General features: G+C 44.6%; 7 protein-coding genes. 4 read left to right on the forward strand and 3 right to left on the reverse strand.

Going from position 1 to position 11,679, the window contains the following annotated elements; all coding sequences use genetic code 11:
• Nucleotides 1-124: 124 nt before the first annotated feature.
• The 3 genes from MUK70_RS18745 to MUK70_RS18755 form a co-directional block, all read right to left on the reverse strand.
• Nucleotides 125-2,212 (reverse strand): prolyl oligopeptidase family serine peptidase, encoded by a 2,088-nt coding sequence (locus tag MUK70_RS18745; protein WP_234654472.1) that lies wholly within the window; start codon nt 2,210-2,212, stop codon nt 125-127.
• A 140-nt stretch (nt 2,213-2,352) separates the two neighbouring features.
• Nucleotides 2,353-4,236, reverse strand: coding sequence for a CocE/NonD family hydrolase (locus tag MUK70_RS18750; protein WP_234654474.1), 1,884 nt, complete (start codon nt 4,234-4,236; stop codon nt 2,353-2,355).
• Between the two features lie 9 nt (nt 4,237-4,245).
• Complete coding sequence (locus MUK70_RS18755; protein ID WP_234654476.1) at nt 4,246-5,163, reverse strand: PE-PGRS family protein; 918 nt, start codon at nt 5,161-5,163, stop codon at nt 4,246-4,248.
• A gap of 92 nt (nt 5,164-5,255) precedes the next feature.
• On the opposite strand from MUK70_RS18755, the gene aspS reads away from it, so the two are divergent.
• The 4 genes from aspS (at nt 5,256) to pseB (ending at nt 11,671) form a co-directional block, all read left to right on the forward strand.
• Nucleotides 5,256-7,013 (forward strand): aspartate--tRNA ligase, encoded by a 1,758-nt coding sequence (gene aspS / locus MUK70_RS18760; protein WP_234608696.1) that lies wholly within the window; start codon nt 5,256-5,258, stop codon nt 7,011-7,013.
• 140 nt (nt 7,014-7,153) lie between these two features.
• A complete protein-coding gene (locus MUK70_RS18765; RefSeq protein ID WP_234654478.1) occupies nt 7,154-9,559 on the forward strand; it encodes an SLBB domain-containing protein in 2,406 nt (801 codons plus the stop codon).
• A gap of 5 nt (nt 9,560-9,564) precedes the next feature.
• Nucleotides 9,565-10,614 (forward strand): Wzz/FepE/Etk N-terminal domain-containing protein, encoded by a 1,050-nt coding sequence (locus tag MUK70_RS18770; RefSeq protein WP_234654480.1) that lies wholly within the window; start codon nt 9,565-9,567, stop codon nt 10,612-10,614.
• A 40-nt stretch (nt 10,615-10,654) separates the two neighbouring features.
• Nucleotides 10,655-11,671, forward strand: a complete 1,017-nt coding sequence (pseB, locus tag MUK70_RS18775; protein WP_234608711.1) for a UDP-N-acetylglucosamine 4,6-dehydratase (inverting) — start codon at nt 10,655-10,657, stop codon at nt 11,669-11,671.
• Nucleotides 11,672-11,679 lie beyond the last annotated feature (8 nt).

Consider the following 11,679-nt stretch of genomic DNA (forward strand, 5'->3'; position numbering starts at 1 on the left):
AAAATTGGAAGTTACTATAAATAAAAATGGTCTGAACCAGCCATTAACTGTTCAGACCATTTTTAGGCCGTTTTACCTTAGTTGGTTACTTTGAGATTCGTATTTTTTTCTAAAACAGCAGATTCTACTTCAAAACCAACCCCATATTCCAAAACAAGAAAGCATAAATATCCGCCTGCGTTTCTAACGCTTTTTTGGTGTTACTGGCGCCGTGTCCGGAGTTGGTGTCGATGCGGATTAGTAGTGGATTATTGGATGATTTTCCTGCTTTGGCTTGGAGTTCTGCTGCATATTTGAATGAATGCGCGGGCACCACGCGGTCATCGTGATCTGCGGTTGTAATCATTGTTGCGGGATATTCGCCGCCTTCCTTAATGTTGTGCAGCGGCGAATAAGCGTAAAGTACTTTGAATTCTTCGGCGTTGTCGCTGCTTCCGTAATCTGCGATCCAGTTCCAGCCGATGGTGAATTTGTGAAACCGAAGCATATCCATCACGCCCACAGCTGGGAATGCGACTTTGAAAAGCTCGGGGCGCTGGTTCATAACAGTTCCAACCAGTAATCCGCCATTAGAACCGCCTTGAATGGCCAATTTAGATGCAGAAGTATATTTTTCTTTGATCAAAAACTCAGCTGCGGCAATGAAATCATCGAACACATTTTGCTTTTTGAGCTTCATGCCCTGTTCATGCCATTTTTCGCCATATTCACTTCCGCCGCGTAAATTGGCCTGCACATAAATGCCGCCCTGATCGAGAAAAGGGATGCGCGTGGGGCTGAAACCTGGCGTTAAGCTGATATTGAAACCGCCATAACCGTACAAAATCGTCGGATTGGAGCCGTCGCGTTTCACTCCCTTTTTATAAGTTATGAAGGCGGGGATCTTTGTTCCGTCTTTGCTGGGATAGAAAACCTGTTCTGTCTCGTAATCTTCCGGCTTGAATGTCACTTCCGGCTCACGGAAAACCACGCTTTTCTGGCTGGCAATGTCATACTTAAATATTGTCGGCGGATAATTGAATGATGTATAAGTGTAAAAAACAAAGCTGTCTTCCCGCTCACCACCAAATCCGCTGGCCGTTCCCAGTCCCGGCAGTTTCACCTCGTTTTCTAATGTGCCGTCGATGCTGTAAACATATGCACGGCTGCTTACGTCTTTGGAATAGGACGCAAATAATTTGTTACCGGCAACTCCGGCACCCAAAAGTGGTTCGGGTTTTTCAGAAAGAACTGTTTCCCAGGTTTTTGAAGCTGAAACATAGCGCATAACCTTGCTATTCGGCGCATTTTCATTGGTTTCGATGAGAAAATCATTCCCAACATTCTCGATAACCCCGTACTGAAAATCAGTTATTTCTTCCTTAATCGGCGTAAATGTCGTTTCTCCTTTTTTCAAAACCCACAAACCATTCCCGTCCTTTCCTTTCCCACGATCGCTTACGCTTAGCACCGCAAACTGCTCATCCTCAGTGGTTCCAATGGTATGAAACCGCTGTGGATTTTGCGGGTCTTCAAATATCAGCCTGTCTTCGCTTTGTGCTGTTCCAATTTTGTGGAAATAAGCTTGGTGGTTTTCATTTTTGGCGGCCAGTGCACTGCCTTCGGGCTTGGGATAACGGCTATAATAAAAGCCATCGTCTTGCCACGCAGCACCGGAAATTTTTACCCATTCAACCTTATCAGAAAGCATGGAGAGACTTTTCATGTCCATAACCTGATATTCCTGCCAATCCGAGCCGCCTTGAGAAAAGCCCATAACGGCATAATTACCATCTTTTGAAAGACTGAAAACGGTGAGTCGTGTTGTGCCGTCTGCCGAAAGTTTGTTGGGATCGATAACAATTTCAGGAGTTTCGTTTTCGCCCTCTTGTCGATACAGCACTGCCTGATTTTGCAGACCATCATTTTTATAAAAATAGTAATAGTCGCCTTTTTTTCTGGGAGCCGAATATTTGGGATAGTTGTAGGCCTTTTCCAGATCGAGGAAGATCTTATTCCTGAAAGGGATTTTATCCAAATAACTGAATGTAACTTCATTTTGCGCCTTAACCCACTCGCCCGTTTCCTTTGAACGGTCGTCTTCCAGCCAGCGATAAGGATCGGAAACTTTGACTCCGTGATATTCATCAACGTGGTCAACTTTGTTTGTCACTGGGTAATCAAGCTTTTGAGCCAAACCGTTGTTCAGCATGGAAGCGGCAATGATAGTCATTCCAATAAATTTAAAATCCAAAAAAAGGTGTCGCACCGAATGGTGTCGCACCGAATGGTGTCGCACCGAATGGTGTCGCACCGAATGGTGTCGCACCGAATGGTGTCGCAACGAATGGTGTCGCACTGAATAGTGTCGCATCATTTGATAACGTCAACTTCAAGTGAGCTGGCAGCGCCGGCCTGGTGATAAATAGTCTGTTTTGCACTGATAAAATCTGATTCCTCAGCCTTGTAAATGTTCTCGACGTATTTCTGCGGATTTCGGTCGAACAGCGGGAAAGCTGTGCTTTGCACCTGCACCATAATGCGGTGGCCTTTTTTGAATGTATGCAGAACATCTTGCAAGCGGAATTTAATGTCTGTCATTTTTCCTGCAACCAATGGTTCCGGTTTTTCAAAACTGTTCCGGAATCTCGATCTCATGATTTCGCTTCGTACCATTTGCTGGTAACCTGCAAGAACGGTCGTAGGATTGGGCAGATATGCGTGATTTTTTTCGTCACCAGGATACACGTCAATCAGTTTCACAAAAAAGTCCGCGTCTGTGCCTGTTGTACCGATCTTCAATAATGCAGTAATTTCGCCGCCTAATGTAACGTCATTTTCAAGCACATCGGTCTGAAAAACAAGCACATCCGGTCGCGTGGAAGCGAAACGCTGGTCTTCGGACATATATTCAAATGGTGTGAACCCCGACATTTGCTTATAATTAGCCGTGTAAGGAACCGGTTTTGCGGGATCACTCACATATTCGCTCACAGATTTGGGCTGTGCAGGCTCTTTGAAGTCCAGTTTTCCACTTTCGTGAAAATACAGTTTACGTTTCTCAACCGTTGCCACCGGCCACTTGTCAAATGTCTGCCATGCTTTTTTGCCCGTATCAAACATATAAGCCTCAGGCAAACCCGTTTTCCCATCGCCCGATTCTTTCAGGAAATGTTTGAAAAATTTCGCCTCAATGTTGGTTTGGTAAAAAGTGGCAATGCTATCCCCAAAATAAATGTCGTTATGCAATGTATGGCCGGTTTCCCTGCTCCACCGTCCATGCCCGAAAGGGCCAACCACAATCGTATTATATGTTGAAGAATTGTTCTTCTCAATGGTTTTGTAAGTGTTCAAAGGACCATACAAATCTTCCGCATCAAACCAGCCACCAACGGTCATAAAGGCATGCTTGATGTTTTTCAAATGCGGCAGAATGTCTCTTTTCTGCCAGAATTGGTCCTTATTGGGGTGGTTAACCGTTTCCTGCCAATAGAAATTCTTTACATAATATTTATCAAAATTTTTGAGCGGGCCCATATTCAGGTTGAATGTGTAACCGTCTGGCTTAGCTTCGAACATTTCTCCCGCAAACCAGGAAGATGTGGTCGGCTTGGGAGGTTTGATCCCAAAAACCGGAAATGTCAGATAGTAACCTTGCGTGAACGCGCCATTATGGTGGAAATCATCAAAAAAGAAGTCAGCGATGGGTGCTTGCGGCGATGATGCTTTCAATGCAGGATGCTCGGAAAGTGCGCTGGCTGTGGTGTAGAAGCCGGGATAGGAAATGCCCCATTGCCCTACCCTTCCATTGTTATTAGGGATGTTTTTGAGAAGCCATTCAATTGTGTCGTAAGTGTCCGAAGCCTCGTCCACATCCGTTTTGCCTTTTTTCTGCGCGATATGCGGCGTCATATTGGTCCACTCGCCTTCGCTCATATAGCGGCCACGCACATCCTGGTATACAAAAATAAATTTATCGCGCATTAATGTGGGACTTGGGCCTATTCTGGGCGGATAATTGTCGGGCCCATAAGGCGCGACGCTGTAACAGGTGCGCTGCATTAAAAATGGATACTTCTTCTCCGCCGAGGCGTCTTTGGGGCTGTAGACGATTGTATGCAACTTAACGCCATCCCGAACCGGAATGTCGTATTCGGCCTTGTTATAGTTTTCCCGAATGAATTTTTCATCCCCATTTTGCGCATGGGCAACAGCAACAACGAGCATCAAAACGACGCTTAGTAGATTTTTAAACATGGCTTTTGTTTATTTTCTTTTATAAAAATTCAAAGTAACGCCGGCAGCATTGGAGCGCTCGCTGATCGTATAGAAACCTTTCCTATCGGTATCCATACAAACCGCCTCGCCCTGCGGTTCAAGCGCAACCAATAATTGCTTCGTGGAAGGCTGCGTCAATGTTTGTCCGACCGATTCGCCGTCCTTTATTCTCCAATAATATACAGCAAGATAAGTCCTGATCAGGATTTCAGTGCCATCTTTTGAAATATTTCCGCCTGTTGCCAGGGAAACGCCGGGCACTGTGCCGACCTTTTCTGCCGCAATGGTCTGCGTGGTTGACTGCGGAAAAGCCAGCCGATAAATTCCGGTGTTTTGGCCCTCTTTTGAAATGATAAAAATGTCTTTTGTAGCAGGATCAAGCAATAACGATTCGGCATCTCTGGCTCCATCGGGATAGCTGAATGTGATTTTTTCTAATTTCGATTCATCAAAACCCGCATTCGCATCCGTCACCTCAGGAACCCTGTAAATAACGCCTACCTGGCTTTTGGGTTCATTATTGTTGCCTATGTCACCAATGTATAAGTAATTTACACCAGCATTTGGGCCGGGACCCGCCGCAACATCCTCCCAATCGCGGTTAACCGTCCCGGGAAGTTTCATTTCCTTAACATCTTTCCCATCCGCACTCACCAAATACAACGAGGCAGGCTGGCCAGAATCCTGATTAACCCAGAAATTTCCAGGCAGATTGTAACTGGGCACGATGCCGGACGCTTCATCTATAATGCCTGGTGCGATGTCTACTTTTTGAGGGGTTGTTTCAAAATCGGCAACAGGTGCTTCATCTGGCTTTGGAGGCGGATCGCATGAAAAAGCAGCACAAAAAATAATGGACGACAGCACCACTCCTGCTTGTCCGCTCAGCCTTTTATATAATTTCATAAAAAACACTTCATGTTAGATTTGCTAAAAATACGTACTTTTGCGCCATTTATTATCAGGCAGTTTCACTATATCAGTATTAAAAAAGTTATATGTTACGTACCCATACCTGTGGAGAGTTAAGCTTAGAACATGTAAATCAAGAGGTTGTATTGTGTGGCTGGGTTCAGCGTGTTCGTGATAAGGGCGGCATGATCTGGCTTGATTTGCGTGACCGCTACGGAATAACTCAGCTTCTGTTCGAAGAAGGAAAAACACAGGCTAATGTCCTTGAAATGGCGCGTTCATTGGGGCGCGAGTTTGTCATTTCAGCAAAAGGCCAGGTGATAGAACGACTTTCAAAAAATGATAAAATTGCAACCGGCAATATTGAAATCCGGGTTTCTGAACTTCATGTTTTAAATCCGGCAAAATTACCTCCCTTCCTGATCGAAGACGAAACGGACGGTGGCGACGATATCCGGATGAAATACAGATATCTGGATTTGAGAAGAAACAATGTTCGTAAAAATTTACAATTGAGACATCAGGTTGCGCGTCATACGCGGGCTTACCTGGACGATCTGGACTTTATTGAAGTTGAAACACCCGTATTAATAAAATCCACACCGGAAGGTGCGCGCGATTTTGTGGTTCCAAGCCGCATGAATCCGGGTGAATTTTACGCATTGCCACAATCTCCACAAACATTTAAGCAGTTGCTGATGGTAGCAGGTTTTGACCGTTACTATCAGATCGTGAAATGTTTCCGTGACGAAGATCTGCGTGCGGACCGTCAGCCAGAATTTACGCAAATTGACTGTGAAATGTCGTTTGTGACCCAGGAGGACATCCTTAACACATTTGAAGGGCTGATCCGTAATCTTTTTGCAAAAGTAAAAGGACTCGACCTGCCGGAAGTTCCGCGCATGACCTATGCGGATGCCATGCGCCTGTACGGCTCGGATAAGCCGGATATCCGGTTCGATATGCAGTTTGTTGAATTAAAGGGAGCTGCGCAGGATCTTACCTCTGGAAAAGGTTTTAGTGTATTTGATGACGCCGAACTGGTCGTTGGCATCTGCGCACCGGATAGTGCTGTATACACCCGCAAGCAAATGGATGAACTGACGGACTGGTTGAAACGTCCGCAAATCGGAGCGAAAGGACTGATTTATGTCCGCTATAATACCGATGGTTCATTGAAATCGTCCGTTGACAAATTCTACGCCGAAGAGGATATTAAGAAATGGGCTGAGGCGTTTAATGCTAAGCCGGGGGATTTGATTTTGATTATTTCGGGTGCCGCAGACAAAGCGCGTAAGCAATTGAACGAGCTTCGTCTTGAAATGGGAACGAGATTAGGACTGAGAAATCCGGATGAATACAGAGCGTTATGGGTGCTGGATTTTCCTCTTTTGGAATATGGGGAAGCCGAAAATCGCTGGTTTGCCATGCACCATCCTTTCACCAGTCCAAAGCCGGAAGATATTGCTTTGCTGGACAAAAATTTAGGAGCGGTTCGGGCCAATGCATACGATATGGTGATCAATGGCGTTGAAGTTGGCGGTGGTTCTGTCCGGATTTTCGAAAAAGAGCTTCAAAAACAAATGTTCGGCATTCTTGGATTTACCGAAGAAGAGGCCCAGGAGCAGTTCGGATTTTTGATGAACGCGTTTGAATTTGGCGCTCCTCCTCACGCCGGAATTGCGTTTGGTTTCGACCGCCTTTGTTCAATTTTCGGCGGAGCAGATTCGATCAGGGACTTTATTGCATTTCCTAAGAACAACTCGGGACGTGACGTAATGATTGATTCTCCGTCTGTTATATCCGATGCACAATTAAAAGAACTGGCGATCAAAGTAGAATAGTTTAAAAACTTATTGGATTAATATATTTATCACGGGGAATTTAATTATTGTAAGATTTCGTAGTTTTACTGCTTGCTTGGTCAAGCACTCCGGATCAATTTAAAATGCGTTTCGACGCCATTTAATATAATTAACACTGCATGCATTATTTATCTAAAAAATTAAGCGCCATTTGGATAGCCTTTTTTATCCTACTGGTAAGTTCAGCTACTCAAGCCCAAGATCCAGCACCACAAACGCCGACTACCGCACCGAGCCAACCGAATCCAACACAACCAGCTCCCGCCCCTGTTTCCAATTCACAGGCAATAGAATTTTACAATCAGGCCAAGCAGTCAGGGATGTCTGATATGGACATTGAAAAGGCCGCTTTACAAAGAGGTTACACACTGGATGATATCTCTGCCATGCGCAAGCGCCTGGAACAAACGACCAAAGACAATACAAAAAACGACCCCAACCGTGACCAGCTGGATGAAACTCGGGAGCAGGATGATCTGGACGAATTAGAAGACGAGACAAACAACGAAAGGGATACAACAGCGGCTGGAAGAGCCCGATTCAGAAGGCTTAACAGAACATTCGGTTCGTCTTTCTTCCGCAGAAGCTCCACCACATTCGAGCCTAACCTCAGAATCCCTACTCCAAGAAATTATATTTTGGGGCCTGACGACGAGCTGGTTGTGGATATCTATGGAAATTCGGTGGATAACTTCCGCATGAAAATCAGTCCCGAAGGAACGGTAAAAATGCTCAATTTGGCGCCGGTTTATGTTAATGGGCTTACCATTGAGCAAGCCAACGAACGGATTGTTAACCGGTTACGACAAGCATATTCAAATCTTAACCGCCCCGGTTCAGGAACTCACTCTACCATTACCCTTGGAAATGTGCGCAGTATCCGTGTGATGATCACCGGAGAAGTTGTACGCCCGGGCACTTACACCGTTTCCTCATTATCAACTGCTTTTAACGCACTTTATGTTTCAGGAGGTCCGGGGCGTAACGGTTCTTATCGTAACATTGAAGTAATCCGTAACAATCAGGTGATCCGTCAAATCGACCTTTACCGGTTTCTGATAGACGCGGATTTACGAGACAACATCGCGTTGCAAGACCAGGACATTATTTTGATCCGTCCTTATGACACCCGAATAGAACTTACCGGGGAGGTCAAAAAGACAGGGGTATTTGAGGCAAAAGCGGGTGAAACGGTGAAGGATCTGTTGAAATACGCAGGAGGATTCACGCCTGAGGCTTTTACCAAATTGATTCAATATCAAAGGAATACAGGCAACAACTTCATTATCGGAAGCATTGATTCTGTTCAGGTTGCGACATTTGCCCCAAAAAATGGCGACATCTTCAACGTCAAAAAAATACTTGACGTTGTTGCCAACCAGGTTGAGATCCGCGGAGCGGTTACCAGGCCCGGAATTTATCCGCTGGATGAACGTACCAAGACAGTTAAGGAATTGATAACAATCTCAGAAGGCATCAGTCCAAGAGCATTTCTTAACCGCGCATTGCTAGAAAGATCCAGCGGCGACACACAGACCGGACTTGTGGCCATTGATTTAAGAAAGTTGTTAAACAATGAAATTCCCGACATTGTATTATTACCGGGTGACATTCTGACCATTAAGTCTGTTGAAGATCTGAAAGAATTCACATTCCTGTCTGTACGGGGTGCAGTAATCAATCCGGGTGAATACTATTATTATAAGGATATCACCATTGCCGACTTGATTTTTCAGGCAGGCGGTTACACGGAAGGTGGTATCCCATATCGCATTGAGGTGTCTCGGCGGGTGAAAAATGATACGACCGGGCTTCCTAGCGATCAGAATGTAAGAATTTTCACATTGGACGTTGCGGATAACCTGACACTCAGTGAGCAGGATCAGAAGTTCACATTATATCCTTATGACATTGTATTGGTGCGCAGGTCTCCGCGATATGAAACACAGAAAACCGTCACCATTTTCGGTCAGGTAACCTATCCGGGAACATACACGATCCTCAACAACTTTGAGAAGATATCTGACCTGTTTCCAAAAGCTGGCGGAATGAAAAAGGAAGCTTATATTGAAGGAGCACGGTTTTACCGCAACCGGGAACTTGTCGCACTGGATTTGAAGGCCGTAATCGAAAAGCCCTCCATTCCCGCAAACTTGCTTTTAGCGGACGGTGACACTATTTATATTCCAAAAAAATCAGAAATGGTCCGGATTCAGGGAGGTGTGTACAATCCATCACTGGTAAACTATGACCCCGGATTCAATTTTCATGAATATATTTCCCAGGCTGGTGGATTTGCCGAAAGAGCCCGGAAAAACAGGATTTACGTTTCTTATCCCAACGGTAGAACGCACCGCACCAGCAAGTTTTTGTTCTTCCGATCCTACCCAAAAGTTGAACCGGGGTCGACTGTGACAGTTCCTTTAAAGGAGCCAAAGGTTGAACAGCCCATGTCCCGCGGTGAACGACTAGCTATCATCTCGCTATTCACAACATTAGCCATTGCTTTAATAAGAATTCTATAAACTGTATGCCCGAAATACAATCTGATAATAACACCGACACACTTGAAATAAGCATTTTTGAAGTTGTAGGGTTTTTCAAAAAATATTTGCTGGTTCTGATAGCCGCTGCAATCTTGTCGGCGATCATTGGTGTGGCATTCAGTTTCTTGCTTGCTAAAAAATACACCGCTCAGACCATCTTGCTGCCTGAGCTGGGTTCCAGCAGAAACAGTTCCTTTTTTAGCATGGCTTTGGGCGCTGGTTCTGATCCTAGCGGGAAATTAGTGCCTGAGCTGTATCCTAACATTCTTTCTACAATCCCTTTTGGGCAGTATTTATTGAAAATTCCAGTTGTTGACGAAAATGATGTATCCTATCCATCCTTGGAAAGCTACATGGCAAGAGACAGTTCGCAGAGTCTCCTGTCCAGGTTATTGTCTTTTGGAAGAACACCGAATAAAAGCCCTAAGGCATTAACTTCCAATCCAAACGTTAAAATTCTTGCATTTACGCCAAAGCAGGAAAGAATGGTCAATGCCGCAAAGGGCTTAGTGCAAGCTACGGTTGGGACTACAGACGGGATTATTACAATCGAAAGTGAAATGACGGATCCTGTTGTTGCAGCAATGGTGGTAGATGCGAGCGAGAAATATTTGATAGACTACGTGAGTGATTACACGATATCCAAAACTACGCAGCAAGTCGATTTCCTGCAGAAACGTGTAGAAGAAGCTAAAAAGCGACAGCAAAGCGCTGAATATGCCCTACAAGCATACAGAGATACACACAGAAACACTTTCCTGAATGTTGCCAGAATTGAAGAACAAAGACTACAGGCCGAGTATGTACTTTCACAGGCCATTTATTCTGATTTGTCGGCGAAGCTGGAGCAATTTAAAATTCGCGAGAAAGAAGAAAAACCAGTCTTCAAAGTTTTGGAGCCAGTACGTGTCCCAATAGCAAAGAGCAGCCCTAAGCGCCTCTTTATTGCCATTATCTTCTCAGTTTTGGGCATTTTTATTACGCTCACCTATATCGTCTTCTTCAAAGAGAAACTACACAAGCAGCTTGTTTAGCACTATACATCTATAATCAATTAATCTAAATTTAATGAACATGCTAGATTTGACCGGTAAATCAATACTTATAACTGGAGGGACTGGTTCTTTAGGTAAAGCTTTAACCGCAACAATTTTCAAAAAATGGCCAAATGTGAAAAGGCTTGTCATCTTGTCAAGAGATGAACAGAAACAATTCCAAATGGCGCAGGAATACACACCAGAAAAATATCCGCAGATTCGTTTTTTTATTGGTGATGTAAGGGATGAAGAACGTTTGCGGAGAGCTTTTAAAGGAATAGATTACGTTATTCATGCAGCAGCGATGAAGCATGTGCCTATCGCTGAATATAATCCTTCCGAATGTGTTAAGACAAACATTAATGGTGCACAGAATGTTATCAATGCAGCTCTGGACACAGACGTAAGCCATGTAGTCGCATTGTCGACTGACAAAGCCGCGGCTCCGATCAACTTATACGGTGCCACCAAGCTTACCTCTGACAAGCTATTTATTGCAGCCAATAATATTCGTGGACGCAATCCTATTAAGTTTTCGGTCGTCAGATATGGAAACGTGATGGGTTCCAACGGATCGGTTATTCCTTTCTTTATCAATAAGAAAAAAGAAGGAGTACTTCCGATAACAGTGGAAAGCATGACCCGCTTCAATATATCATTGCAAGGCGGTGTGGACATGGTTTTGCATGCATTGGAAACGGCCTGGGGCGGAGAACTTTTTGTCCCGAAAATTCCATCGTACAACATTCTCGATATCGCAAAAGCAATCGGACCGGAATGTGAACACCGCGTCATTGGTATACGTCCAGGCGAAAAGATCCACGAGGAAATGATCACTACATCTGACTCATTCTTCACTTATGATCTGGGTAAATATTACGCGATAGTTCCTCAAACGCCTACATGGAGCATTTCTGACTTCATTAGTCACTTCAATGCGAAGAAAGTGCCGGACGGCTTCTCCTATAATTCCGGAAATAATTCAGAATGGGAAACGGTTGAAAGCCTGCGCGCTTTGATCGTAGAACACGTGGACCCCGATTTCACAGTTTAATTTTTCTT

Source organism: Dyadobacter chenwenxiniae (assembly GCF_022869785.1).
In the GTDB taxonomy this organism is placed as follows: Bacteria; Bacteroidota; Bacteroidia; order Cytophagales; family Spirosomataceae; genus Dyadobacter; species Dyadobacter chenwenxiniae.

What these genes read in the sequence shown, in the direction of transcription:
- MUK70_RS18765 (WP_234654478.1), top strand. Translation starts at nt 7,154, where the DNA reads ATGCATTATTTATCTAAAAAATTAAGCGCCATTTGGATAGCCTTTTTT.
- MUK70_RS18745 (WP_234654472.1), bottom strand. Translation starts at nt 2,212, where the DNA reads ATGACTATCATTGCCGCTTCCATGCTGAACAACGGTTTGGCTCAAAAG.
- MUK70_RS18755 (WP_234654476.1), bottom strand. Translation starts at nt 5,163, where the DNA reads ATGAAATTATATAAAAGGCTGAGCGGACAAGCAGGAGTGGTGCTGTCG.
- MUK70_RS18770 (WP_234654480.1), top strand. Translation starts at nt 9,565, where the DNA reads ATGCCCGAAATACAATCTGATAATAACACCGACACACTTGAAATAAGC.
- MUK70_RS18750 (WP_234654474.1), bottom strand. Translation starts at nt 4,236, where the DNA reads ATGTTTAAAAATCTACTAAGCGTCGTTTTGATGCTCGTTGTTGCTGTT.
- aspS (WP_234608696.1), top strand. Translation starts at nt 5,256, where the DNA reads ATGTTACGTACCCATACCTGTGGAGAGTTAAGCTTAGAACATGTAAAT.
- pseB (WP_234608711.1), top strand. Translation starts at nt 10,655, where the DNA reads ATGCTAGATTTGACCGGTAAATCAATACTTATAACTGGAGGGACTGGT.